A 24,540-nucleotide genomic window follows, 5' to 3' on the forward strand; every position below is an offset into this window, starting at 1 on the left:
CACTACGATTGCAGTACCATCTTCCGATCGCTGTTATCCCCAGATTTTTTTGATTCTCTCTTATAAACGTGAAAATCCGGGGATAAAGGCGAGCGCTACGCTTCTTCAGATTGGTTCTGCACTCTTCGTTACGTGTGAATATTTCAGTTCATCCTATATGAACAAAAAAATCCCCGATCCTTACGTCAGGATCAGGGATGACGTCTCGCATATGGCGATCTGCACATCTACAGCGTACCCGCTGTTCATGCACATAGAATTGCCCGAAACGCTGTCCTTTCCTCGAAGGAACACCGGTTTGTACGTCCAGGGCAGGTAACCTGACTTACAGGACTGCTCGTCCTGATTTACAGTGGCGGGACCGTGCCGGATTCACACCGGCTTCCCTATTTCACCCATTGTGCCGTTCATCGTTTGCATTAACTCGATGAGTTCTTCTTGCTCACACAAGGGACCCGTGGTCGCTGATATTGTAACCATTCAAGTGAGCATGCCCTATCCATCAGCGCTTAAGCGCATAACGAGATATGTATTCATGCTGAAGTCACACTTCTGTTGTGATTATAGGTTATATTGCACATCCTTACAACCCGATTCACGGAAAAGACACCCTGCTTGAAACCCAGCTATTTCCGCTTTTTTCAAGCCGAACCTTAATTGCTTGCCCCGGAATGACCTGTGTATCCCAGAATCCCAGTTCCGGTATGAGACGTGACATGGCATACCGAATGACACCGCCATGGGTAACTATGGCAATCGCAGGAACATGATTTTCTTCGGAATGTTCCTCTGACGAACCGGACACAAGGCACTCCTTTACGAAGGAGTCGATCCTCGCAGCAAATGCCTGCCAAGGCTCGCCGCCCGGTGGCGTCACATCCTGCGGTGCATCAATCCAATTCCGGTAGAGCGGATTGTCCTTGAGCTCATTGTAAGTCATCCCTTCCCATTGCCCAAAATCAATCTCACGCAAACGCGGATCATACTGTACTTGTCCTGCTTGTACCGGAGCAATTCGTTCCACGGTCTGCCGGCAGCGCAGCAGATCACTGCAATACAGCGCATCCCATGTGATCCCGCGAATGGACTGGAGAAGCGGCGCCAGTTCCCGCTCTGCATCCGGCAGGAGACCGATATCGGTATGTCCGAGGTATCTCTTTTCCACATTCCAAGAAGTTGTCCCATGACGGATAAACACGATCTCCCGCGTTCCAGTTCCACGCTTCCCGGATTCTACTTCCATAACAGCGCACCTCCTGCTGTCCAGATACTGAAACTTACCAACCAGCATAACAGCACAAAAGCTCCCGCCGACCAGAACATCAAACGCGTGGTCCGCACGATATCCTCTGCTTCCATCAGCCGTGTCTGATCGCCCATATAGGCTCGAAAAGAAGCCACGCCATGGTAGACGTTATGCCCGCCAAGCCTGATACCCAGCGCTCCTGCAACGGCCGACTCCGGGAATCCGCTGTTCGGGCTGGGGTGCAATCTGGCATCCCGGCGAACCATGCGTGCAGCACCTTTTGCGCTCAATCTCATGAACCATGCACCCGTAATGAGCAGCAAGGCGGTAAGCCGCGCCGGAATCCAGTTCGCCCAATCATCGAGACGAGCAGAGGCCCAGCCGAGATGCAAATATTTTTCATTTTTATAACCAACCATGGAATCCAGCGTATTGACGGCCCGATAGGCCATCGCAAGCGGAGCACCGCCAATCAGGGCATAGAACAGCGGTGAAACGATGGCATCGACGATGTTTTCCGCTACAGTCTCCACGGTTCCCCGTACCACTTCCGATTCATCCAGATGCGCTGTATCCCGCCCCACGATCATGCCAAGTGAACGTCTAGCCGCAGGCCAATCCCTTTCTCTCAGATGACGATACACTTCCATGCCTGCATCCTTCAGTCCTTTGGAAGCAATGGTGGTGGCAATCAGTATCACTTCAGCGATAACGGCAATCACCGGGTGAACAAGTCCAAGGATGTATAACACTCCCCAAGTAAGCACCAATGAACCACCCGCAATGACTATCGGAAAAAGCAGCCCTGCCCGCTTAAGCCCCTGATCGCTGCTCACTCGTTTTCTGATGGTCCGCTCCAGTGCAGAAATTCCTTTCCCCATGCCGATCACCGGGTGGGGGATCCAGCGTGGATCTCCAATGAGGCGATCCAGTATGTATGCTGCTAAAATAATCCATGCCCCTGTCATTCCTGCCCATATGGGCCAGTCCGCCCACTTACTCAGAGATATCATCGCTTGCTATTCCTCTCTTTCCACGCCTGTCCAGCTTGCAAACTTTCGGTAACGGCATCATAGACGACACGCCCAATTCCTGCCCCAATTACTGTGGCTGTACCTGCGTAAGAGATCAGTGGTTTTCCCTCCATCTGACTCGTGGCCAGCACAATGGCATCCGTCGTCGTTCCCGTTGCAATCAGTCCATTTTCCGCATCCATTACACCGCAATCCGAGAGCGCTGCCGTTTTGGCTTCCACTGCTGTCTGAATGGCATTGACCATGGCTCCGGGCGTCATGCGGCCGTTGATCCATAACATGATATTAATTGTACCGGGAGTGTAGGGTGACTCTGCTGCTTTTCCCTCTGGGCTAGTTATGTTCCCTGCAGCATCAAACACGGTTCTTGCGGAGCCTGCCCTGGCAGCATTGGATACACCTGCTGTCGTACAGCACAAGATCCCTGCTTCATCGCCTACAACTTCCTGAACCGATGTGTGAGCAAGCTTAACCGCTGTCAGCAATCCGGCACATGCTGTTGTGCGTTCCTCCCAGCCTCTCAGGAAGTCTGCAATATCGCGCGGTGGGTCGTCACAACGATAATGCTTGTCTACATAAATATTGAATATGCGATCCAGCTCGATCATCCCCCCGCCGTACACGGCACTCGAAATGGCGTTTACCCGGTTAGGGATCGATGCTCGAATATGGCGTTCATGTGCGCTGATGGTTAACCCGGGCCATGCAGAAGAAGTATATTCATTTTGCTCTGCATTTGCATGGGTAAAGTACTGCAAGAATGGCAATGCCATTACTCCGCCCCCCCGACCGTTGGCACCGGATTCGTTTGTCCGCTCACACTTCTCATTTCGTTCACCAGACGAAGATTCGACTTCGCGTCCTTCACTGCCAGTCGGATATGTCTTTCCCCAAGTCCAGGGTACATGGCACAGCTTCGGATCAGAATTCCCCGTTCCCCCAGAGCCGCTTGTATGGTTGTCGCTGTCCATGGCCGCGGCACACGTGCCAGCAAGAAGTTCGCTTCCCCGCGTGTCACTTCGCATCCACAGGCTTCCAGGCCGGATGCCAGTTTCTCTCGTTCAAGCGCCACCTGTTTCAACGTCTCCCGTTCAAAAGCTTCCCCGCTGCTTAGACAGGCTTCTCCCGCAATCAGTGCCAGTCCGTTGACACTCCAGGTTACCTGTTTCTCCGTCATGGCACGAATCAGATCCGGGTGTGCAATCGCATAGCCAAGCCGAAGACCCGGAATGGCATAAAATTTGGTCATCGAGCGAATGATGATCACCTGTGGGTAATCCTGTAATCGGGAAGCCAGGGATTGTCGCTGCGTTTCAGGAATGAAATCCATAAATGCCTCATCAATCACCAGGACAGTATCTGTCTTCTCGGCATGACGGGCCAGCCGCTGCAATACTTCAACCGGATACTGTACTCCATTGGGATTGTTCGGCTGTCCAAGAAACAGCAAGTCCACCTGTTCCATCAGCCTCTCGATATCTTCGGGAGCTGCTCGCCATTCGAGCTCCTCCTGCCCCAGAACATAATGCATTTCTGCCCCAAATTGCTTGGATAATGAACGATACTCCGAGAACCCCGGTTCCACTGTGCCCACCTTCCGGGGAGAGAGTCCGAGCAGGATCAGAGCCATGCTTTCCGCAGCTCCATTCCCTATAGATATATATTCCTCTGACAGGCCAAGGCGCTCACCAAGCAAGGATTTGAATGTCCGATGTGCAGGATCAGGATAACGAAGTATCGCCCGCATCCCTTGCTCCAACGCCTTCAGAACATCCTTGGGCGGACCCAGAGGGTTAATGTTTGCACTAAAATCAAGGAAATCCTCAGGACTCCCGCCAAATCTTGACGCAGCTGTCTCCACGTCACCACCATGTCCAAAAACTTCAATGATACCGCTCATTTTTGTCCGTCATCCTTTCTGCATGTCATTTTTATTATGGATGGCGTAACTGTCACGGGTCAATCCTGATTTGCCTAAACCATCCATTCCCTGCTTCAATTCCTTTGTGTCCAATCGACAATTCGATTACAATAGAAGAGGAATTTTGATTCGCAGGCGCAACACTACATAAGGGATCATCGTCCCTCACATACATTAATGGAGGAATGACCATGCTGTTTGTTGATAACCAGGGCATTACAGATCCTTCTGTAAACCTCGCGATTGAGGAGTACATTTTGAAGCATCTGCCGATGGATGACAGCTATCTGCTGTTTTACATTAACCGCCCTTCCATCATTATTGGAAAACACCAGAATACCATCGAAGAGATCAACATCGAATATGTTCAGGATAACGGTGTACAGGTTGTACGTCGTCTCTCCGGAGGCGGCGCAGTCTACCATGATTTGGGCAACCTCAATTTCAGTTTTATTACCAAGGATGACGGACAATCCTTCCACAACTTCCGCAAGTTCACCCAGCCTGTCGTGGAAGCTCTGCAGGAGCTTGGTGTGAATGCCGAGCTGACCGGACGCAACGATCTGCAAGTCGGGGAAAAGAAAATCTCGGGTAATGCCCAGTTCTCCACCCGCGGACGCATGTTCAGTCACGGAACGCTCATGTTTGACCTTAATCTGGATCATGTTCAGGCATCCCTGAATGTTAATCCCGAGAAATTCAAATCCAAGAGCACCAAATCCGTACGCAGCCGGGTCGCCAACATTCGGGATCTGATTGACAGCAACCTGACCATCGAACAATTCCGGGACGAGCTGTTACGCCACATCTTCCGTATGGAGCCGCAGGATGTTCCCCAATATGAACTCACGGAGAAGGATTGGGACAAGATCAAGGAAATCTCTGCTGAGCGTTACAGCAACTGGGACTGGAACTATGGATTGTCTCCGGAGAGCAATGTGAAGCATACCCGCAAATTCCCTGTCGGCATTATCGATCTGCGCATGAACATCAAGGATGGACGAATCGAGGATATCAAAATCTTCGGTGACTTCTTCGGTGTAGGCGATGTGGCGGATATCGAAGATATGCTGCGCGGCAAGCGTTATGAGGAATCCGAGGTACGTACGGAACTTGAGGGCCTTGATGTGAAACATTACTTCGGTAACCTGGAGCTGGAGGACTTTATTGGCCTCGTTTTCCTTGAAGAATAGATTTAGATGTAAGTATAGTTTTAGAACGAATTCCTTTATTACACTTTAACGGAAAAAGCAGAATCAATCTGGAGAAGCAAAGCGTTCGCCTTTATCCCTGGATTTTCCCCTTTACATAAGGGACTCAAAGAAATCTAGGGATAACAGTGATCGAAAGATGATTCTGCGTTTGGAGTGATCTGGTGTAATTATGGATCCATTCGTTCGTGATTATAGATACAGATAAAAGGAGAGAAACTCAAATGGCTTACAAACTGATGGCAATTGACATCGATGATACCCTCATCAACGACAACAAGGAAGTAACCCCTGCAACACAAACGGCATTGGAGCAAGCGGTTGCTCATGGTGTGGTCGTTACCCTGGCAACAGGACGTGCCTATGCTTCTGCACAAGCACTTGCTCGCCAAACGGGATTAAACGTGCCAATCATTACGTATCAAGGCGCTTTGGTCAAAAACCTGCTGGACGAGAAAGTACTCTATGAGCGCTATGTACCGCAAGACGCTTCCCGCAAATTGTACGACTACTGCCTGGAGAACAATCTCCATCTTCAAACGTACATTGATGACAAGCTGTATGCTCGCGAAGAGAACGACAAACTGCGTGATTATGCGAAGCTGAATGGTACCCAGTACCATATCGAGCCGGACTTCATCAAAGTTATTGAACAACAAACACCAAAATTGCTTATCATCGATGAGCCAGACTATCTGGATAAAGTGGCCGTTGACCTGCGTGAATTGCTTGGACCAGAAGTCCATATCACCAAGTCCAAACCATACTTCCTCGAGATCATGCATCGCGAAGGTACCAAAGGCCATGCCCTTACATTCCTGGCGGATCACTTTGGTCACCAATTGAGTGAATGCATTGCGATCGGTGATTCCTGGAATGACCATGAAATGCTGGAGGTTGCCGGCCTTGGCGTGGCTATGGGCAATGCGATCCCTGCTCTCAAAGAGCTGGCAGATTACATTACGGCAAGCAACAACGAAGACGGCGTGAAGCAGGTCATTGAGAAATTTGTTTTGAACGCGGAGTAATACGATAACGCTAAGCATACGGTAAAATAAAACAGCCCTGGGCAGCGAATAAACTCGCTGAACCAGAGGCTGTTTTTGTTTTGGTTGTATCACCGGATTGGATAGCGATCCACCCAGGCAGCAAGGAGCGAGAGAGTAAATGCCGAACAGATCGTTGCGTAAAATTTGATCATGCTACGCTCCCCTTTGACCTGCTTTTATCGATCTTGGCCGTCATATGAACCTCGTATGTTGCTTCCGTACTGCTCATCAAACTCACGGTCACGTTCCCTGATCTCCTGCATCATTTTCCCTTTGGAAAAGTAACCCATGAGAACCGTCAGCAGGAGTACGAGCCCTGTAACAAACAAAAGCAGAGCCATAACGAATCCAACCCAACCACCCGTTTCGGACAAAGCTTCAAAATAATGCCCCCACGTGCTGGTCCAGACCGTTACGGATGGAAAATGCATAATGGTCGCAATATGAATAATGCCATAAAGGATAATTCCCGCGAACAGAAATATTGCACCGAGTCTTTGTTTGTTCAACATAATTCCTCACCTCATTCCTTGTAAAAAAGGCAATACCTATTTTACCACAGGTTTGGAAGTTTGCACCAAGGAATTGGCTCGTTTACCTCTCTTCAGCCAGCTCATCACGTTCTCATTCATTGCCAGCAAGCCGCATACAACAAGCACCACACCAATCCAGGTGATCCAGCTTACATGTTCACCGTAGACAACCGCTCCAAGACCGACCGCAATCGGAGGAGAAATGTACAGCCAAGTTGCCGGGAACAGCGGGTTGGTACGTGACATGATCCAGTAGAACAGGCTATGCCCTACCATTGAACCAATCACCGTCAAGTAGATCAGGGACAGGATCGCCGGAGCCCCGTCAAGTCCAGACGTGCTCCACGATTCCGTCACCGCCGAGAGCCCGGATAACAGCAAGCCTCCATACATCATCTGCACGGCGTTAATCGCTACGGGACTTGCTTCCTTGAACTGGTTGATCACCTTCTTGGAGTACAGTGCGCCTGCCGAATAGCATACTTCTCCCACAAGTACGGCGATACACCCCCATAACCACAGTGAACTCCCGCCAATGGATACACCGGGTAAAACGACAAGCACAACGCCCCCAAAACCGATCAGGCAGCCTGCAATCATGCGCGCAGAGGTTTTCTGCCGCAGCAAAGCAGTCTGCATTACCATAATCATCAACGGCCCGGTAGCTGATAAAATAGCCCCAACCCCTGAGCTGACATATTGCTCTGCCCAATATAAAGTGGCAAACGTACCAAAAGTCAGCCCTGCTCCGGTCAGTAGCATTTCTTTTCTCCACAGCAGGGACAGACTTACCTTCCCTTTCATCCACATCCATGTAAACATCAATGCACCTGCAATGATAAAACGTAATCCGGCCGATAGAAAAGGCGGCATGCCTGCCTCGACCCCAATTTTAATCGCCAGGAACGTTGTTCCAAAAATAAGACACATTACTGTAAATGCTGCTGCAACCATGCTAGCCCCTCCTTTATCTGTTCTCCATCATATAGCACTGTCTACAGAACAGAATGACGAAAACAGAACAGAATCCGCTCATTTCCTGTTACAATAGAGTCCAAAAGGAGCGTGAGTCGGGTGGGCAAAGCCATGTTGATGACAGATAACAGCCTTAAACTATATGAACAGGTGGTTCATTATCTCGTGGTGCGTATTGAGGCGGGAGAGTGGGCCGAACATGAAAAGCTCCCTTCGGTGCGAAGCCTGTCCGAGCAGCTCGGTGTACATCGGCTTACGGTGTTCAAAGCCTATCAGGAACTGAAGGAACGCGGAAATGTGTACGTTAAGGACAAGTCCGGTTATTATGTCAGCCCTGCTGATCCTTCGCCTGTAGCGGACCAGGCAGATGACCCTGCTGTATCTGCCTGGCTACACTGGGACTCACTCGCGCGCGTGCAATCTCTTGAAGCGGAATATCAATTTTCCAAGTCACTGATTGATCCCGCCCTGCTGCCCAACCGTTACTGGGGGGAACTCATGCGGGATTTGCTGGATCAGTATCCCCGGCTGCTCGGCACATATTCAACCATTCAGGGTGATGTGGAGCTGCGTAGTGCGCTGGCAAGCCATCTGACACTGAAAGAACGATTTTATATCTCAACAGAAGAAGTACTTATTACCACAGGAGCGCAGCAGGCCATTGATCTGATCTCCCGAAGTCTGGTCAGACCGGGGGACCGTGTCCTGATGGAAAGGCCGACCTACGGCCCTGCCATGGAAATTTTCCGCAAACAGGGTGCACGCCTGATCTTCACGGATATACACCCGGCGGGTTATGATCTGGAACAGATTGAGCATCTGATGAAGACGGAGAAGCCCCGCGTATTTTACATGACGCCAACCTTTCAGAATCCGACCGGCATGAATATCCCAACCGAACAGCGGAAACAGCTTCCCGAACTTGCCGAACAATATGGATGTTTTCTCGTTGAAGATGACAGCACGTACGATATTTATTTTAAGGAGAAGCCTCCTGTGCCAATTTTTACGTACGATACGACAGGACATACGCTCTACATTCGCAGCTACAGCAAATATGTCGCGCCGGGTCTGCGTATTGCGGCAATAATGTGCCGTCCCCGGTTTATGCCAGGACTGCAGGCGGTGAAAGCATTGGCTGATAACGGAACTCCCCTTCTGAACCAGAAGCTGTTTCTCCGTTACTTTCAATCTCCGCGCATGCATCAGCACCTGTCGAAGCTGCGCACTGCCATACAATTACGGATGGAAGTCATGGAAAAATGTCTGCAAGAAACAGATTGGAATTGGACCCGGCCTGAGGGCGGACTCAACATCTGGGCGGAGCTTCCGGAAGGCATCGATACAGGACGGTTGCTTCACCAGTGCATGGAACATTCCGTCGCCTTTGTCCCCGGAACAGTATTTGATCCTTCTGATGCTTCTGCCAGTCGCAAGCTGCGTTTGTCCTTCTCCTATACACACGAACAGCAGATTCGCGAAGGGATGAACCGACTCATGGAACTTGTTAAAAGGATGAATTAGCTCCCGTATGTTTCCACTGATTAACTGACATCCACAATGGAATTACAGTGGAATTACAGAAAATGAATCAAAGAGAAGAGCCCGGAAGATCATATGACCTTCCAGGCTCTTTAGATATTTTAAGGTGTAAATTGTACGGCTACTTGCTTAATCCGTTCTGGATATTACTTTATCCACCAGGCCATATTCCACCGCTTCCGCTGCGGTCAGGAAATAATCGCGATCCGAATCTTTCTCAATGCGCTCCAGCGGTTGCCCTGTATGGTTCGCTAACAGCTCGTTGAGCCGCTGACGGTGCTGAATGATCCGATTGGCATGAATCAGCATATCCGATGCCTGCCCGCGCGTACCCCCATGGGGTTGATGGATCATAATCTCACTGTTCGGCAGAGCGAGCCGTTTTCCTTTGGTTCCCCCTACCAGCAGAATCGTACCGAAACTCGCGGCCATGCCAGTGCAGATCGTTGAAATATCCGGCTTCACAAATTGCATCGTGTCATAGATTGAAAATCCGGCTGTAACAGATCCACCCGGACTGTTGATGTACATCTGGATATCCTTTTCGGGGTCCTCTGCGGTCAGAAACAGAAGCTGGGCCACAATGGCATTTGCCATCTGATCCTCAATCTCCCCGGACACCATAATGATTCGATCTTTCAGCAAACGTGAATAAATATCATAGCTCCGCTCACCGCGGGTTGTCTGTTCAACTACATAAGGTACATGGTTCATGCCTGTCGCCTCCCGGTTTACGCAACCATAAGCCCGGTGTATCCTCCTCCATACATCATTGAAGTCATGCCGGAATTGGAATACCCACACATCATTGGCTGCGTTGATGAAGACGGCAAAGACTGCTGCAGAATCGTTCCTGCCACGGCCACCGGATCATCCGTACGGTTCAGGCACAGATCAATCAGACGCGCCGCATCTCCACTGCGAAAAGCCATCAAATAGCTTCGCAGCTGCTCTGCGCTCACTGAATCTTCATCTGCGCCACTCGCTTCTTCGCCTTCTGTTTCCAGGCGGCTTCGTCTGACGCGTTCCAGAGCAGATCTGGCGCGATTCAGCGCGGCTTTGACCGCTCCTTCCGATGTATCCAGCATCTCCGCAGTCTCTGCCGTCGTGTAACCCATTAAGTCACGTAATACATATATCGCTCGCTGCCATGGCGGCAGCTCATGGACAAGGATCTGAACAGCAGACTCGATCTCTTCGAATCGCTCCTCTTCCGCACATTCTTGCATAAATGGTTTTAGGCTATCCAATTTACAAGCGAGCTTCTCTCGCTTCCGTATGACGTCAATCCATGTGTTGCGCGCAATCCGGATCAGATAGGCTTCCCAGTTCATCTCTTGCTTTGTACCACAGGACTGCATAGCCGAAGAAGCCAGCATTTTCACGCAGGTATCCTGAACCAGATCCTCGGCCTCCCAGGTTGAACCAGTCAGAGACAGACAATATGCGTAGAGACTGCTCATCAGATCTGGCAGCATACTTTCCATCATCTGTCCCACGCTGTATTCAGCTTGATGACCAGTCTGGGTATATGGTTTGAATGGGTTACGATGATCATGTGGTCTGTTGATTCTGCAATCCACGGACTTCACAAAGGCCATGTTTGGGGCCCCCCTTTGTTGGTTCCTGATTGATCTTGCTTCATGTCATGCTTTTCGATGACTTGCTCTTATGGTCTTACACTATGTAAACGAAGAACCTCCGGTAAAGGATACGCTCTTCTGTATTTATTTTTTTATATGCCAACTAGGTTCTAACTTAAACGCTGCCCAAAGGTACCTTCATGCCTGTAGCTGCCAGCGTAATACCTGGATTCAAACCGTAGTTTTGCTGTACATCCACGTCATGAGACATATGGGTAAAATAGGTGCGCCCCGGTTTCAGTTCCCGCAGCAGTTCCTGCGCCTCACGCATATCGTATACGGAACGTGTGGAGAATTCCGCAAGCTCATGGACAAAGCTCGTTCCGAGCACCAGCAGATCCAGCCCGTGCAGCGGCTTCTTCTCTGCTTCCTTCAGATCGATGGCATCCGAACAATACGCCCAGCTGTACCCTTCCCGCTCAAGCCGATACGCGTAGGAATAACCGTTTTTACCATGGCAGACCTTCCAAGAGTGCACGTTCCAACCGCCAAGCTGGATATCATCATCCGTTTCCAGAAAGTTCATGTGCCGGCTTAGCCAAGGAAATTGCCCCTGAATGGTTGTGATTACTTCGCGCGGTGCGTACAAGCTGCCCTTAACCCCCAGCCAGCGGCAGGCATCCGCCCATTCCGGCAAACCTCCAATATGGTCAAAATGCGCATGTGTCACCAATAATGTATGAACCATACGCAATCCCTGATCCTCCATCTGTGATCTCCAGTCTGGTCCGCAGTCAATCATAAACGGTTCGGCTGCGCCATCTGAATGGATCAGAACAGAAGAACGTTTACGCTGGTTGATCCCGGTCAGGCGGGCCTCCGTGCAGACTGCGCAATCACAGTATACACGCGGTACGCCCATGGCATCCCCGGTTCCCAGAAATGTTAGCTGATTCAATACCGTGATCCCCTCTCTAACCGATGCTGTACTTTATAAGAAGTTCTGTTTCCTAAATTGTATATCCTTGCCCCCTGCTTTTGCAAAAAAAAAGCTCTCCCTATGCAGTTCTAATCCTGCACTAGGGAAAGCCAGTTCTCTGACTACATGTAGTCAGCGTATGTAACTTCTACTTGTCCCCTTGTCGCCTAGACCAAGGCACGCAATTTCAAGGTCAATTCCTGACCCTCGGGCACATCTCTCGAATCCGTAATGACCCAATTTGATGCAAGGCGCTTCGCCATCACTTCTGCCTGCTCCGGCTTCAACTTCAGACCGGTTACTACGCCCTCACCAACCGTGAAATCACGCTCCGGCTGCAAACCAAATGCCTTCTCGATCCAGATACCCAGACCGCCCCGGGTATTAAATGTCATCCGGTAGCCCTCTTGAACGGCTGCCACCAAATTTTCACCATGCTCATCTGCATACGAGATAAAGTCATCATACCTGTAGTGCTCTTCGGAAACCGCATCAAAAGCAGCCACGTCCTTGGCCTTGATAGCCTGTAGTATTTGGTCCTCAGGCATGCCTTTGCCACGGGCCTGTTCCAGGCGAATGGCCGTACTTTGGGATAATTTGATCTCTGTACTCATCATCTCTCACCTTCCTGTTTATCCATTCGGATGCTAGAATTATAACCCAATTATATCCTGTCCCGATATCCGGATACAAAGTGTCCCGGCGACACTTCCATCCATTCTGGTTCTTCATCCCCGCGACGTGCTGATGGGTCCGTGTCCCCGCTATAGATGGGTGGCATCTCGTTGCGAACGCTTGGATCCGGAACGGGTATTGCGGCCAACAAGGCTTGGGTATACGGATGTACCGGATTGCGGTACAATTCTTCGGTTGGAGCCACCTCAACCAATTTCCCTCGGTACATTACCCCGATCCGGTTGGAGATGTGACGTACCATCGACAAGTCATGCGCAATGAACAAATAGGTCAGACCCATCTCTGCCTGCAGGTCTTCAAGCATGTTGACCACCTGTGCCTGAACGGATACATCCAGCGCAGACAACGGCTCATCACACAGTATAAACTCCGGATTGACCGACAGAGCCCGAGCAATGCTGATCCGCTGACGTTGTCCACCGCTGAACTCATGCGGATAACGTTCGGCATGTTCCGGCTTCAAGCCTACGCGGTTCATCAGGTCATACGCTCTCCCCTTCATTTCTGCTTTCGAACCATAGTTATGAATCTCCATTGGTTCACTGATGATCTGCAAGACATTCATGCCTGGATTCAGGGAAGAATACGGGTCCTGAAAAATCGTCTGCATCCGCTTGCGAAACGGCTTCAGCTGTCTCTCATTCATCTTGGCAACGTCCTGTCCGCCAAACAGAATACTTCCATCCGTCACATCGTAGAGTCTTACGATGCTGCGTCCAGTTGTTGATTTGCCGCAGCCGGACTCACCCACGAGTCCGAACGTCTCCCCCTTATGAATATGGAAGCTAACGTTATCGACAGCCTTAACGACTTCCTGGCCCTTGTTTCTTCCACGCACGGGGAAATATTTTTTCAGTCCACGCACGTCCAGCAGCACTTCACGCTGATCTGTTATTGCACTCATTTCTCCACCTCCTCTGTACGTGTTCCGAGTTGTGCCTGGTGTTGGTCTCGAGCTTCGTCATTCAGCAGCCAACATAATGCGCGATGGCCCGGTGCTGTTTCAGTATACTCAGGCATCTGCTTGCAGACTTCCATCGCATGTGGACAACGTTCCATAAACGGACATCCCGTTGGCGGGTGCAGCAGGTTCGGCGGTGTGCCTTCAATCGTGGCGAGCCGTTGTCGCCCCCCTTCTTCACCCGGCTTCGGAATGGAACGTAGCAGTCCCTGCGTATAGGGGTGCTGGGGATGGGCAAATATGCGTTCCACCGGCCCTTCTTCCATAATCAATCCACCATACATCACGATCACTCGTGTACAGACCTGCGCGACGACACCAAGGTCATGCGTAATCATTAAAATAGATGTCTGTGTGGATTCCTTCAGCTCCTGCATCAGCTGCAAAATTTGCGCCTGGATCGTCACATCAAGTGCCGTCGTTGGTTCATCGGCAATGAGCAGCTCGGGCTTGCAGGATAAAGCCATGGCAATCATCACACGTTGGCGCATCCCGCCGCTGAATTCATGCGGATATTGGTCGATGCGTTCCTCTGGTGAAGGAATACCTACCTGGCGCAGCAGCTCGATGGCTTCCTTGCGAGCCGCGGACTTGTCCATTTTCCGGTGACGGCGAATAACTTCAATCATCTGTTTGCCCACACGGACTACAGGATTAAGCGAGGTCATCGGATCCTGAAATATCATGGAGATCCGGTTGCCCCGAATTTTGCGCATCTCACTGTCCGATTTGTTCAGCAGATCTTCTCCTCGAAACAAAATCTGTCCATCCGTAATCCGCCCCGGCGACTGGATGAGCCTGATCAGTGAACGGGCTGTTACACTTTTGCCGCTGCCCGATTCACCAACGAGTCCAACTACTTCGCCCTCATTTAGGGTAAAGCTTACCCCCCGTACGGATTGCACCTCTCCTTCACGGGTGGCAAAGGACGTTTTCAGTTCTTTGACCGATAATAAATCTGTCATTGTTGTATTCACCCCGCTGTGTAAGTTCAACCAAAGAATATTACACTAACCACTCCTAAGACAGAACAACCTTCCGATCGCTGTTATCCCCAGATTTTTTTGGTCCCCTTCTCGAAAAGGGAAAATCCAGTGATAGCGTATGCTTCCGGTGTAGCTTTCCTTCGGAAAGCTTCTAGGCGAACACTTCGTTTCTTCAGGTTATTTCTGTCTTCTCCGTTCTCGTGTAAAATGCTTAGTTAACCTATATTTTGTTAATATTATCTATTTTTTGTTTGCTTTAGGTTCAAAGGCTACACGGAATACATCACCCAGAAAGTTGAAGGATAGTACTGTCAGCAAAATGAATAATCCAGGGAAAATGGCCATATACGGCGCTTCACTGATGAAGCCCTGTGCATCATTCAGCATGCTGCCCCAGGAGGAATTCGGCTGTTTGACTCCCAAGCCGAGAAAGCTCAGGGACGATTCCATAAGAATAGCTCCAGCAATATTAATGGTTGCGGCTACGATAATGGTCGGCATAATGTTGGGGATGATGTGTTTCATAATGATGCGGAAGGGCTTCTGCCCCGATACCCGCGCATACAGAACATACTCCCGCTGCTTCACCGACATGGCTTCCGCCCTCACAATCCGGGCAATGTTCATCCAGCTTAACACCCCAATAATGACGATAATCGTGCCAATTCCCGGTTTGAGGTATGCGTTCAGGATCAACATTAGGAAGAATGACGGAATGGACATCAGTACGTCCACAATACGCATCAACGTGTTATCCACCCAGCCTCCAAAATAACCACTCACCGTGCCGACGAGTGTACCGACAATAACTGCGATGGCCATAGACAAGAAACCTACCGCAAGAGAAACACGGCCTCCGTACAGCGCACGAGCCAAATAATCTCGTCCATAATCATCCGTCCCGAACCAGTGATCCGCACTCGGCTGCTGCAATCGCTCCATGACCACGATCTCATTGGGATCATGCGGGGATAAAAACGCAAACAGGGATGCGAGCACAAATATGCCCAATATAATGACAGCCGCAATGCCCAGTTTCTGATGCCTGAACTGCGTCCGTAAGTTACGCCAGCGCATTGAATTCATGTTGTCTCACCCCGTTGTCTTAATTCGTGGATCTACCACGCCATATAGAATATCGGCTACCAGGTTACCGACCACCAGCAGCACAGAGGAAATCATCGTAATGCCCATAATAATCGGATAATCCAGACCATGCACGGCTGAGATTCCCAGTGAACCCATCCCTGGCCACGAGAATACAGATTCCGTAATAAACGCTCCGGCAATCAGCTCCGGCAAAGACATCCCGAGAATGGTAATGACCGGAAGCAGTACATTTTTGAGCACATGGCGAAGCAGTACCGTCCCTCGGGTAGCTCCATAAGCATACTGAATCTGAACGTAGTCCTCTTCCAGCTGACTGATCGTATTTGAGCGAATATAACGCATGTACACCGACACATTCATAAAGGTCAGTACGGTACATGGCAGAATACCGTGTTTGATAATATCCCACGCCGAATCGACTCCGACGGTCCGCATGCCCATGCTGGGCAGCCAGTGAAGCTGTACGGCGAAGAAATAAATCAGCATCATGCCGAACCAGAAGCTCGGAATGGAAATTCCAATGTAGGAAAGAAGACTGAGACCACGATCAAACAAACTGTTCTGGCGCGAACCCGCAATCATGCTCAGCGGAATCGAAATAAGTAATGATAATAATAGCGACGCTCCCATCAATCCAAACGTAGCGGGAAGACGTTCAACAATTAATTCGGCAACCGGGCGGTGATTGACCAGTGAATAGCCGAGGTCACCTGTCAGAACATTTTTGAGCCACACCACGTATTGCACATACATGGGCTGGTCCAGTCCAAGATTTTGCCGAATACGTTCCACATCCTCTGCTCCCATATTGGGAGTAACAAAGGAAAGCACCGGATCGCCCGGCGCCAGCTTGATCAAGGTAAAGGAAACGATGGAGATAACAAACAAAAGCGGGATCGCCTGTACGATCCTTCGGACAATATAGTTATTCACACGGGCACCTCCGAATCAACGCCGGCCTCGCGGCCGGCGTTATTGGCTTGTTACTTATTTTTTATAGATTTTGGACAGGTCTTCCAGCATAACTACCGGTTTCGGATTGGCATCCTCAACACCGCCGTACGTATTGTCCACTGCTACCACAGCTTTTGTGTATGCAATTGGATACACGGTCATTTCGTTTGCTACGGTTTGTTGAATTTGTTTGTACAGCTCTCCACGTTTTGCTTCATCAATCTCAACCGCTGCATCACTCCACAGCTTGTCGAAATCAGCGTTTTTGTAGTGGGAGTAGTTATATGCTGCATCGCTCAGGAAGAGGGATTTGTAAGCATCCGGCTCATAACCCATGATGTATCCGCCAAAGGACAGTTCAAAGTCTGTATTGTTCATATCCAACGTACGGTTACCGTAAGCTGTTCCGTCCATCGGCAGCAATTCCACTTCAATACCCACATCTTTCAGCTTTTGCTGAATGTACAAGGCTTGGCTTGTTTGTGGTTTGTTTGTATTTGTGTAAGCCAGGCGCAATTTCAGATTGCTTACGCCTGCATCGGCCAGCAGCTGCTTGGCTTTCTCGAGGTTGTAGTCATACTTCTCCACATCGTCGGTTTGATACAGCGTGTCCGGTGTCAAAATTGACGCAGCCGGTTCAGCAAAATCAGCCGAGGAATACGAAGCTGTGATCAATTCATTTTTATCCAAAGCATAAGCAATCGCTTGACGCACTTCTTTCTTTTGCATGGAAGGTACGTTCAGGTTGAACACCATGTACTGCAGGCGGCCTTCCGGATAAGTCAGCATGTTGAATTTGCCTGTATCATTCAATTTGTTGTAATCCTGTGTATCGACCATACGCATTTGAATCTCGCCATTTTGCAGAGCCAGGTTCGCTGCATTCGGGTCTTTGGCTACACGGTAAGTCACGCTATCCAAGTGAGCTTTGCCTGCAAAGTAATCGTCAAAACGTTCCAGTGTCACATATTCACCTGGGCGGTATTCCTTGAATTTGAACGGACCGGAACCAATCGGGTTGTTGTTTTTGTCGCTTTTCTCAATATCCGCTTCGCCTTCAAAAATGTGTTTCGGGATTGGGGAGAAGGAAACCAGTGCGCCTTCAAAAGCTGCTGATACTTCCGGCAGTTGGAATTCCACGGTGAGATCGTCCACTTTCGTTACTTTCACCGGTTTGCCATCAAAAACATATTGGCTGCGAGACGAGCTATGCTGCTTCTCATCGAGAATGCTGTCCATGGTAAACACGATATCATCCGCCGTCAGCGGCTGTCCGTCATGCCATTTCAGTCCATCCTTAAGCTTCAATGTATACGTCAGGTGATCATCCGAGAAGCTGTCGCTTTCGGCGAGCACATATGTCTTTTTGCCATCATTCACGTTAAATAGTGGAGCATATAAGGACTGGTCAATCGTCAACGTTACACGGTCTCCCGCGTAGATCGGATTCATCACTTTGGGATCATCCTGTACTGCAATAATAATGCTTCCGCCATCCTTCGGCTGTCCATTATCCGTCGAAGCAGTACTTCCCTCGTTATTAGAAGAAGTATTTGCTCCATCACCACTGCTGCCGCATGCACTCATGATTGCAACAACCAGAACCAGCATCAATGACAGCCACATTTTTTTAGATTTCATTATGATATTTCCCCTCGCTGTAATTTATCTTCTGTTAGCTAGTATAGCAAGGATTCGACAAAAAGCAATGACTTTTTCCAACTTAACCTATCGGATTTTATTTAAATCGCTTTATTGTCCAACAATGCAAAAAACCTCCAATTCGCTGACTCCAGCAAATCGAAGGTCTTTGTTTGTAGTTCTTTTATAGTCCTGCCAGTACCTGATACCAGACTCCGCGTTTGGAATATAGCGTACTGCGTACTTCGTCCCAGCCACCAAGGTAATGGATATCAAACAGACCTTCAGGTGTTGGAAACGAGGATTCAGTCTCGGCAAATACATTCGGATCTACCGAACGAAAACCATGCTTGGCAAATATCCGCTGAGCCTCCGGAGTTCGCAGGTAGTCCACAAAGGCCTCTGCCAACTCCCGATTCCCATGTTTATCCGCATATTTATCCACCACTACCGCCGGATTTTCAATCAGAATGGTATTTTTCGGTACAACGATATCGTATTTAACACCCTGGGCTATTCGGGCAAGCAATTCATTCTCATAAGTCACGATGACATCGCCGACGCCATATTCAAAGGCTGCCATGGAAGATCGGCCGCTCTTATCCAGCGACTCGACATTTTCATGCACCTTCTCCAGAAACGCTTTGGCAGCGGCAGGGTCCTTCTGGCCCTTTTCTTCCGACATCTTCAGCCCAGCCCCGTAGATAGCATTGATATCCCACTGGGCTCCGCCTGACGTTTTGGGATTGGGGTACAGCACCTTCACTCCCGGCTTGGTCAAATCCTCAAAATCACGAATTCCAAGTGGATTGCCATCCCTTGTTCCAAGAACAACAATCGAACGTGTAATCATGCCATCATTCGGCGTTTGTTTCCAATCGGAGGTCACGAGGTCGGCTTTGACCAGTTTATCGATGTCACTTTCCATGGCGAGCAGTGCCACATCGGCCTCGAATCCGCCAACAATGGCCCTTGCTTGGGTACCTGAGGCTTCATAGGACTCCTGGAAATTGACCGTCTGTCCGGTTTTTGCTTTCCATTCCTCCTTGAACTTGGGCAGCAGCTCTCCGACAGCATCCTTGGCTACACTGTATGCACCAATGACAAGCGTATTGGATTGTTCAGCTGCAGAGGGTTCGTTCTGTTCGCCTTCCGCTTCCTGATTGCTGCAGCCTACGGTCATGCAGACGAGCAGAAGCATAAGGGCAGCGTATAAGGGGGTTCTTTTCTTCTTCATCGTCTGCATGGGGCAGCCTCTCTTTCGAGTGCATTTTAGATCATGACCGGCATTGGATCTTCCTTCAAACGATTCTCGACAACCCAGCTATCCGTATCATTAAACAGATAAGCCCGGTGTACAAGCACACGAATCTGTTGACCAATCTCCAGTGTCGTTTTCTCAAGTGAACGATAGGTGATCAGCTTGTGGCCCTGTACCTCGACTTCCACCATCCACTCACTACCGCGGAAGTGAAGATGCTTCACCGTGCCCTTTTCTGTAGCTGACAGCATGGAGAATTCGTTTTTCAGACCAATCTCGATATACTCAGGTCTGATTAAGGCACGCGTATGATCTCCTTCTACCGCATGTTCGAAGCCTTTAAGCTGCGAGGCATCCTCCACAACGGTAGATTCACCAATAAAGGTTGCCACAAATGGAGTCTGCGGATTTTTGTAGATATCCCACGGTGTGCCTTTTTGCTCTAAACGGCCTTGGCTGATAATCATGATCTCATCTGCAACTTCGATCGCTTCATCCTGGTCATGTGTTACAAATATCGAGGTAATGCCGACACGCTCAATCAGCTCTCTCAACCATGAACGCAGCTCTTGGCGAATCTTGGCATCGATGGCGGCAAAAGGCTCATCCAGCAGCAGCAGCTGCGGCTCAGGAGCCAAAGCTCTGGCAAATGCGACACGCTGACGCTGTCCACCGGACAGTTGATGCGGATAACGCTGTTCAAAACCTTTTAGCCCGGTCAGCTCAACAAGTTCCATGACCCGATCGCGAATCTGTGCTTTGGGTGTCTTTTTGACCTTAAGTCCAAAAGCGATATTATCAAAAACCGTCATGTGTTTAAACAAGGCATAGTTCTGAAAAACGAACCCGATTCCCCGCTCCTGCGGAGGCAGATGATTCACAACCTTGCCGTGAAAGCGAATCTCTCCGGAGTCCGGGTTTTCCAGACCGGCGAGCATGCGCAGAATAGACGTTTTGCCTCCTCCACTGGGCCCTAGCAGACCGATCAGATGGCCTTTGGCAATATCGAACGAGACATCTTTTACCGCATGAAATTGACCGAAATGTTTGTTCAGATCACGGACTTCCACATGCATATCAATGCACTTCCTTTCGCTTCTTGGCCCATTCCATCATGAGCAGCAGCCCAACGGAGAAGGTAACCAGTACCAATGCCACACCATTTGCGGCAGAGACATTAAAATTCTCAACATCCTGATAAACAAGCGTTGTTGCCGTCTGCGTTTTGTTCATAATATTGCCCGACACCACCAGCACTGCACCGAACTCTCCAAGCGATCGTGCAACGGTAAGTACAAGCCCGTATACGACAGCCCAGCGGATGGAAGGCCAGGTGACACTCCAGAACGTTCTCCACCCATACGCGCCAAGCGTTGAAGCCGCCTCTTCCTGCTGCGAACCGAGTTCCTGCAGGACCGGCATGACCTCCCTGACCATCAGCGGGAATGTGACAAACAGCGTTGCAATGACCATACCCGGGAAGGCGTAGACTACATTGAAGCCGATTCCTTCAAAAAAGCCACCCATAATGCTGTTCGGCCCGAGCAGCAATACAATCATCAATCCGCCAATGACGGGGGACACCGCATAAGGCAGGTCTACAATGCTGTTCAGCAATCCTTTGATGCGATCACTAAGCCATCCGGCGCGAACGAGGTAAATGGCCATCATAATGCCAAACAATGTATTTAACAGCGTGACGACCAGAACCACAAGTCCGGTCATCATCAAGGCATGCAGCGCCTCAGGGCGCATCAGCCCATCCAGGAAGCCTCCTGCACCGTCTTCAAATGCTCCTAGCAAAATGCGTCCCAAAGGAATTATCAGAAGCACAATAAATACCGCAAATGTCAGTCCGATTAATAGCCGTCTCATCGTCTTCTCCCCCGCATCTGCACCAGATTAATCAGCCAGAGGATCAGGAAAGAGAGCGTGAGGAGCAGCACGGATACAGCAGCTGCACCCGTAGGATTGTCACTTTCAATCTCGCCGTAAATAAATACGGAAGCCGTCAGTGTTCTGCCCGGGATGTTACCCGCCACCAGCACAACTGCTCCAAACTCTGCAAGTGCTCTGGAGAAAGCAAGCATACCACCGCTAATCATGCCTGGAGCCATAGAAGGCAGAATGACCTGCCTGAACGTACGCGCTTTCGATGCACCCATGGTATAGGAGGCCTCTTCCTCCGAAGGGTCGATCTCCTCCAGCAGCGGCTGCACCGCACGAATCACGAATGGAAACGTAACAAAGGTCATCGCAATGACGATCGCAGGCTGATGAAACACGATTTCAATTCCCATGGTTTCAGCCAGCTTGCCTACAGCACTGACCGGTCCAAGCAGCAGCATAATCATTAATCCACCAACTGCAGTAGGAAGTGCAAAGGGCAGATCTACGAGACTGTTGAGAAACGATCTCCCAAAGAAACGATAACGCGTGAGTACCCAGGCAATCATGGTACCCAGTACCACGTTAATTAGTGTGGCGACAACAGCCAGTCGAACGGTCAGCAATACGGCTTTCCACGCGATTGGATCCATGATGCTCTCGGCGAAATTGCTCCATCCTTCAGAGAAGGAATTGACGTACACACCAATAATCGGAAGCACGATGAGTACAATAAAATATAGCAATACAGTACTGCGGAATCCCCAAGTCCATCCCTTGTGACGAAGAACGGTGTTCATTGCTGCATTCCCTCCCAGCCTCCGGCTCCATATCCGGTCGGCAGTCTCCCTGCTTTGGTACATTCATTTTTCTAAGTTGGATTATATCACTTTAACATTATTCCCATTAGTCTACTTGGTTTTTTTGCTTATCTGATACTTTACCAGTTTGCAGTGCTAACCGTCAATGTTTTTATTGTATATCATTTGGGCGATTAGCAGATGATTTGTTAACCATTTTGCCCGTGAATTGTGGTTTGTTTGAATTGGAGTGGTTAAGGTACAATCTAGAAGAGAATTTACGAGGATAAGGAGTGCTGCCAGATGTTATATACGAAAAAAATATCGACTTCCAGACGGGATGAAATCAAGGATATTACAAGAGAAGTAGAGCAGGTTGTCCGTAATAGCGGTGTACAAAACGGAACTGTACTTGTCTATTGTCCCCATACCACAGCAGGTATTGCCATTAATGAAAATGCCGACCCGGATGTTAAACATGATGTGCTGCTTCGTCTGGACGAGGTGTATCCTTGGGAACATCCCCAATATCGACATGCTGAGGGGAATACCGCTTCCCACCTGAAATCAATCACAACCGGTCCATCTCAAACGGTAATTATTCATGAAGGCCGATTATTACTCGGCAGATGGCAGGGGATTTATTTCAGCGAATTCGACGGCCCTCGTGAGCGGGAATATTTTATCAAGATCATGGAAGGCTAATTCAGCCAAACGCAAACAGGCGGACAACCCTGATTTAGGGCTACGATCCGCCTGTCTTGGTCTTTCGCGCTAGAAAACTTTCGCGAGACAACGTTATAAAGAATTAATGTTATGACAATTCACCGCCCTGAAGTATAGGAGTGCGACAATAGCGCCTTTTATAGGACGCCAGGCTGGTGTTATAGATTGCGGCACAGTACTTTGACATGAGATAATGCCGATGATTCAATCTCAGCAAACGTTACACGATCCTGAATATAATACGATATAAATCCGTGCATGGACAAAAACAGTGTGCGCGGCACACATTGGATATCCTCATCCGTACAGCCTTCCTCGTTCATGTACTGCCTGACAATGGAAGCAAACAATTCGAAGCATCTTCCCTGCTCCGTACGACAATAGGATAACAGCTCCTCATCCCGAATCATGAACATAATCTCGTATTGATACGGATTCTCCAGACCAAAACGAATGAATTCGAGCATGATATGCTCTACCTTGCTCATACCGCCCACGACTGGCCTGACCATGGCTTGCAGCAGCAAATGTCCCAGATGATTGAAATCTTCTACCACAATGGCATAGAACAATTCTGCCTTTTCCTTGAAATGATAATACAGCGACCCATGACTATAGCCCAGATGCTGGCCGATGCTTCGCATCGAAATGGCGCGGTATCCTTTGGTAATAAAAAGATGTCTCGCCGCCTCCAGGATCCGCTCCCTCGACAACTCTTGTTCGACTGCTCTTCTAGCCATATATTTTATTCCCCTTCAATAAAATAAAGCCGCTGTCCCTCCGTGATCCGGGATTGCCCTTGCGTCAAATCCGTGATCCAGGCGATAAATGCCTCGGTTTCACTATCCGGCGGAAGACAAGTCAACGTAACCTTATCGGTGAATCCAGTTTCACCCGTACGGACTTCCCGGCTTCTTAATTCATTTTCCACTTTTCCCAGCCACGTATAATCCAGTTCCACAAACACTTCACGATGAAGCACTTTGGTTATGGCCTCTCCAGCTTCAATAGCTGCTACAGCGCCATCCGTATATGCACGGATTAAACCGCCAGCCCCAAGCATGATTCCCCCAAAATACCGTGTAACCACAATAGCCACATTTTTCAGTTGCTGATTTTTGATGACTTCAAGAATGGGTTTCCCAGCAGTTCCGCTTGGTTCCCCGTCATCGGATTGCTTCTGGATCTCATCTCTTTCCCCTATCATGTAAGCGGAACAGTTATGAGTGGCATTCCAGTGTTTCTTCTTGATTTCATCAATAAAAGCAACTGCCTCTTCTTCCGTTGTAACTGGCATAATATGACCGATGAAACGCGACTTCTTGATGACAATTTCCAGATTGCCCGGTCCTCGGACCGTGCGATAACGTTCAAGCATTTCAATCCAACTTTCTGATTTAATCCATTTTACAAGAAAGCAGTTCCCCGCGCGGACGCGGATGAAC

General features: G+C 49.5%; 25 protein-coding genes and 1 riboswitch. Of the genes, 4 read left to right on the plus strand and 21 right to left on the minus strand.

What is annotated here, in order from left to right:
- Positions 1–294: 294 nt before the first annotated feature.
- A riboswitch (cobalamin riboswitch) is annotated at positions 295–423 on the minus strand.
- A gap of 172 nt (positions 424–595) precedes the next feature.
- From ABIC22_RS02810 to cobD, 4 genes are read right to left on the minus strand one after another with little or no spacing between them, the layout of a single operon-like run.
- The gene (locus ABIC22_RS02810; protein WP_354478066.1) at positions 596–1,243 is read right to left on the minus strand and encodes a histidine phosphatase family protein; all 648 of its coding nucleotides are present in this window, start codon (positions 1,241–1,243) and stop codon (positions 596–598) included.
- A complete protein-coding gene (gene cbiB, locus ABIC22_RS02815; protein ID WP_354485827.1) occupies positions 1,234–2,214 on the minus strand; it encodes an adenosylcobinamide-phosphate synthase CbiB in 981 nt (326 codons plus the stop codon). Before cbiB ends, ABIC22_RS02810 begins: the two co-directional genes overlap by 10 nt.
- 41 nt (positions 2,215–2,255) lie before the next feature.
- Positions 2,256–3,053, minus strand: coding sequence for an adenosylcobinamide amidohydrolase (locus tag ABIC22_RS02820; RefSeq protein ID WP_354478068.1), 798 nt, complete (start codon positions 3,051–3,053; stop codon positions 2,256–2,258).
- Positions 3,053–4,171, minus strand: coding sequence for a threonine-phosphate decarboxylase CobD (gene cobD / locus ABIC22_RS02825; protein ID WP_483312575.1), 1,119 nt, complete (start codon positions 4,169–4,171; stop codon positions 3,053–3,055). Before cobD ends, ABIC22_RS02820 begins: the two co-directional genes overlap by 1 nt.
- Positions 4,172–4,392: 221 nt before the next feature.
- Between cobD and lplA the strand changes: the two genes are divergently transcribed.
- Positions 4,393–5,394, plus strand: coding sequence for a lipoate--protein ligase (gene lplA / locus ABIC22_RS02830; protein WP_354478074.1), 1,002 nt, complete (start codon positions 4,393–4,395; stop codon positions 5,392–5,394).
- 242 nt (positions 5,395–5,636) lie between these two features.
- Entirely contained in the window at positions 5,637–6,440 is an 804-nt protein-coding gene (locus tag ABIC22_RS02835; RefSeq protein WP_095289219.1) for a Cof-type HAD-IIB family hydrolase, read from the plus strand.
- Between the two features lie 197 nt (positions 6,441–6,637).
- On the opposite strand, the gene ABIC22_RS02840 is transcribed toward ABIC22_RS02835, so the two are convergent.
- Positions 6,638–6,973: a hypothetical protein gene (locus ABIC22_RS02840; RefSeq protein WP_354478078.1), complete on the minus strand. Its 336-nt coding sequence runs from the start codon at positions 6,971–6,973 to the stop codon at positions 6,638–6,640.
- Positions 6,974–7,009: 36 nt separating this feature from the next.
- Positions 7,010–7,948: a DMT family transporter gene (locus tag ABIC22_RS02845; RefSeq protein ID WP_354478081.1), complete on the minus strand. Its 939-nt coding sequence runs from the start codon at positions 7,946–7,948 to the stop codon at positions 7,010–7,012.
- A 120-nt stretch (positions 7,949–8,068) separates the two neighbouring features.
- On the opposite strand from ABIC22_RS02845, the gene ABIC22_RS02850 reads away from it, so the two are divergent.
- A complete protein-coding gene (locus ABIC22_RS02850) occupies positions 8,069–9,493 on the plus strand; it encodes an aminotransferase-like domain-containing protein (RefSeq protein WP_354478083.1) in 1,425 nt (474 codons plus the stop codon).
- 147 nt (positions 9,494–9,640) lie between these two features.
- On the opposite strand, the gene clpP is transcribed toward ABIC22_RS02850, so the two are convergent.
- The 13 genes from clpP to cysT all read right to left on the minus strand — a co-directional run bounded on the left by clpP (position 9,641) and on the right by cysT (position 22,369).
- Positions 9,641–10,225, minus strand: coding sequence for an ATP-dependent Clp endopeptidase proteolytic subunit ClpP (gene clpP, locus ABIC22_RS02855; protein WP_127538239.1), 585 nt, complete (start codon positions 10,223–10,225; stop codon positions 9,641–9,643).
- A gap of 17 nt (positions 10,226–10,242) precedes the next feature.
- Positions 10,243–11,112, minus strand: coding sequence for an RNA polymerase sigma factor (locus ABIC22_RS02860; protein ID WP_127538238.1), 870 nt, complete (start codon positions 11,110–11,112; stop codon positions 10,243–10,245).
- 157 nt (positions 11,113–11,269) lie between these two features.
- Positions 11,270–12,052 (minus strand): MBL fold metallo-hydrolase, encoded by a 783-nt coding sequence (locus tag ABIC22_RS02865; protein ID WP_354478087.1) that lies wholly within the window; start codon positions 12,050–12,052, stop codon positions 11,270–11,272.
- Between the two features lie 188 nt (positions 12,053–12,240).
- Positions 12,241–12,690 (minus strand): hypothetical protein, encoded by a 450-nt coding sequence (locus tag ABIC22_RS02870; protein WP_354478090.1) that lies wholly within the window; start codon positions 12,688–12,690, stop codon positions 12,241–12,243.
- A gap of 47 nt (positions 12,691–12,737) precedes the next feature.
- Positions 12,738–13,673, minus strand: coding sequence for an ABC transporter ATP-binding protein (locus ABIC22_RS02875; RefSeq protein ID WP_153977383.1), 936 nt, complete (start codon positions 13,671–13,673; stop codon positions 12,738–12,740).
- A complete protein-coding gene (locus ABIC22_RS02880) occupies positions 13,670–14,695 on the minus strand; it encodes an ABC transporter ATP-binding protein (protein ID WP_354478093.1) in 1,026 nt (341 codons plus the stop codon). Before ABIC22_RS02880 ends, ABIC22_RS02875 begins: the two co-directional genes overlap by 4 nt.
- 261 nt (positions 14,696–14,956) lie before the next feature.
- The gene (locus ABIC22_RS02885; protein WP_127538233.1) at positions 14,957–15,802 is read right to left on the minus strand and encodes an ABC transporter permease; all 846 of its coding nucleotides are present in this window, start codon (positions 15,800–15,802) and stop codon (positions 14,957–14,959) included.
- Positions 15,803–15,808: 6 nt separating this feature from the next.
- Positions 15,809–16,759 (minus strand): ABC transporter permease, encoded by a 951-nt coding sequence (locus ABIC22_RS02890; protein WP_127538232.1) that lies wholly within the window; start codon positions 16,757–16,759, stop codon positions 15,809–15,811.
- Positions 16,760–16,813: 54 nt separating this feature from the next.
- On the minus strand, positions 16,814–18,421 hold the full coding sequence (locus tag ABIC22_RS02895; RefSeq protein ID WP_354478098.1) for an ABC transporter substrate-binding protein: 1,608 nt from the start codon (positions 18,419–18,421) through the stop codon (positions 16,814–16,816).
- A gap of 184 nt (positions 18,422–18,605) precedes the next feature.
- A complete protein-coding gene (locus ABIC22_RS02900) occupies positions 18,606–19,667 on the minus strand; it encodes a sulfate ABC transporter substrate-binding protein (RefSeq protein ID WP_354478101.1) in 1,062 nt (353 codons plus the stop codon).
- Positions 19,668–19,693: 26 nt separating this feature from the next.
- Positions 19,694–20,758: a sulfate/molybdate ABC transporter ATP-binding protein gene (locus tag ABIC22_RS02905; RefSeq protein WP_095289209.1), complete on the minus strand. Its 1,065-nt coding sequence runs from the start codon at positions 20,756–20,758 to the stop codon at positions 19,694–19,696.
- A gap of 1 nt (position 20,759) precedes the next feature.
- A complete protein-coding gene (locus ABIC22_RS02910) occupies positions 20,760–21,557 on the minus strand; it encodes a sulfate ABC transporter permease subunit (RefSeq protein WP_127538228.1) in 798 nt (265 codons plus the stop codon).
- Positions 21,554–22,369 carry a sulfate ABC transporter permease subunit CysT gene (gene cysT / locus ABIC22_RS02915; protein ID WP_127538227.1) on the minus strand — a complete coding sequence of 272 codons (816 nt, stop codon included), beginning with the start codon at positions 22,367–22,369 and terminating at the stop codon, positions 21,554–21,556. Before cysT ends, ABIC22_RS02910 begins: the two co-directional genes overlap by 4 nt.
- Before the next feature lie 303 nt (positions 22,370–22,672).
- Between cysT and ABIC22_RS02920 the strand changes: the two genes are divergently transcribed.
- Positions 22,673–23,074, plus strand: coding sequence for a secondary thiamine-phosphate synthase enzyme YjbQ (locus tag ABIC22_RS02920; RefSeq protein ID WP_153977375.1), 402 nt, complete (start codon positions 22,673–22,675; stop codon positions 23,072–23,074).
- Positions 23,075–23,253: 179 nt separating this feature from the next.
- On the opposite strand, the gene ABIC22_RS02925 is transcribed toward ABIC22_RS02920, so the two are convergent.
- Both ABIC22_RS02925 and ABIC22_RS02930 read right to left on the minus strand, forming a co-directional pair.
- Positions 23,254–23,835 (minus strand): TetR/AcrR family transcriptional regulator, encoded by a 582-nt coding sequence (locus ABIC22_RS02925; RefSeq protein ID WP_095289205.1) that lies wholly within the window; start codon positions 23,833–23,835, stop codon positions 23,254–23,256.
- A gap of 5 nt (positions 23,836–23,840) precedes the next feature.
- Positions 23,841–24,473 carry a YigZ family protein gene (locus tag ABIC22_RS02930; protein ID WP_095289361.1) on the minus strand — a complete coding sequence of 211 codons (633 nt, stop codon included), beginning with the start codon at positions 24,471–24,473 and terminating at the stop codon, positions 23,841–23,843.
- Positions 24,474–24,540: the final 67 nt, after the last annotated feature.

This window comes from Paenibacillus sp. PvP094 (assembly GCF_040546835.1).
Taxonomy (GTDB): Bacteria; Bacillota; Bacilli; order Paenibacillales; family Paenibacillaceae; genus Paenibacillus; species Paenibacillus illinoisensis.

Coding starts and splice junctions, on each gene's coding strand:
- ABIC22_RS02810 (WP_354478066.1), bottom strand. CDS start 1,243: ATGGAAGTAGAATCCGGGAAGCGTGGAACTGGAACGCGGGAGATCGTG.
- cbiB (WP_354485827.1), bottom strand. CDS start 2,214: ATGACAGGGGCATGGATTATTTTAGCAGCATACATACTGGATCGCCTC.
- ABIC22_RS02820 (WP_354478068.1), bottom strand. CDS start 3,053: ATGGCATTGCCATTCTTGCAGTACTTTACCCATGCAAATGCAGAGCAA.
- lplA (WP_354478074.1), top strand. CDS start 4,393: ATGCTGTTTGTTGATAACCAGGGCATTACAGATCCTTCTGTAAACCTC.
- ABIC22_RS02835 (WP_095289219.1), top strand. CDS start 5,637: ATGGCTTACAAACTGATGGCAATTGACATCGATGATACCCTCATCAAC.
- ABIC22_RS02840 (WP_354478078.1), bottom strand. CDS start 6,973: ATGTTGAACAAACAAAGACTCGGTGCAATATTTCTGTTCGCGGGAATT.
- ABIC22_RS02845 (WP_354478081.1), bottom strand. CDS start 7,948: ATGGTTGCAGCAGCATTTACAGTAATGTGTCTTATTTTTGGAACAACG.
- clpP (WP_127538239.1), bottom strand. CDS start 10,225: ATGAACCATGTACCTTATGTAGTTGAACAGACAACCCGCGGTGAGCGG.
- ABIC22_RS02860 (WP_127538238.1), bottom strand. CDS start 11,112: ATGGCCTTTGTGAAGTCCGTGGATTGCAGAATCAACAGACCACATGAT.
- ABIC22_RS02870 (WP_354478090.1), bottom strand. CDS start 12,690: ATGATGAGTACAGAGATCAAATTATCCCAAAGTACGGCCATTCGCCTG.
- ABIC22_RS02875 (WP_153977383.1), bottom strand. CDS start 13,673: ATGAGTGCAATAACAGATCAGCGTGAAGTGCTGCTGGACGTGCGTGGA.
- ABIC22_RS02880 (WP_354478093.1), bottom strand. CDS start 14,695: ATGACAGATTTATTATCGGTCAAAGAACTGAAAACGTCCTTTGCCACC.
- ABIC22_RS02885 (WP_127538233.1), bottom strand. CDS start 15,802: ATGAATTCAATGCGCTGGCGTAACTTACGGACGCAGTTCAGGCATCAG.
- ABIC22_RS02895 (WP_354478098.1), bottom strand. CDS start 18,421: ATGAAATCTAAAAAAATGTGGCTGTCATTGATGCTGGTTCTGGTTGTT.
- ABIC22_RS02900 (WP_354478101.1), bottom strand. CDS start 19,667: ATGCAGACGATGAAGAAGAAAAGAACCCCCTTATACGCTGCCCTTATG.
- ABIC22_RS02905 (WP_095289209.1), bottom strand. CDS start 20,758: ATGCATGTGGAAGTCCGTGATCTGAACAAACATTTCGGTCAATTTCAT.
- ABIC22_RS02910 (WP_127538228.1), bottom strand. CDS start 21,557: ATGAGACGGCTATTAATCGGACTGACATTTGCGGTATTTATTGTGCTT.
- cysT (WP_127538227.1), bottom strand. CDS start 22,369: ATGAACACCGTTCTTCGTCACAAGGGATGGACTTGGGGATTCCGCAGT.
- ABIC22_RS02920 (WP_153977375.1), top strand. CDS start 22,673: ATGTTATATACGAAAAAAATATCGACTTCCAGACGGGATGAAATCAAG.
- ABIC22_RS02925 (WP_095289205.1), bottom strand. CDS start 23,835: ATGGCTAGAAGAGCAGTCGAACAAGAGTTGTCGAGGGAGCGGATCCTG.
- ABIC22_RS02930 (WP_095289361.1), bottom strand. CDS start 24,473: ATGCTTGAACGTTATCGCACGGTCCGAGGACCGGGCAATCTGGAAATT.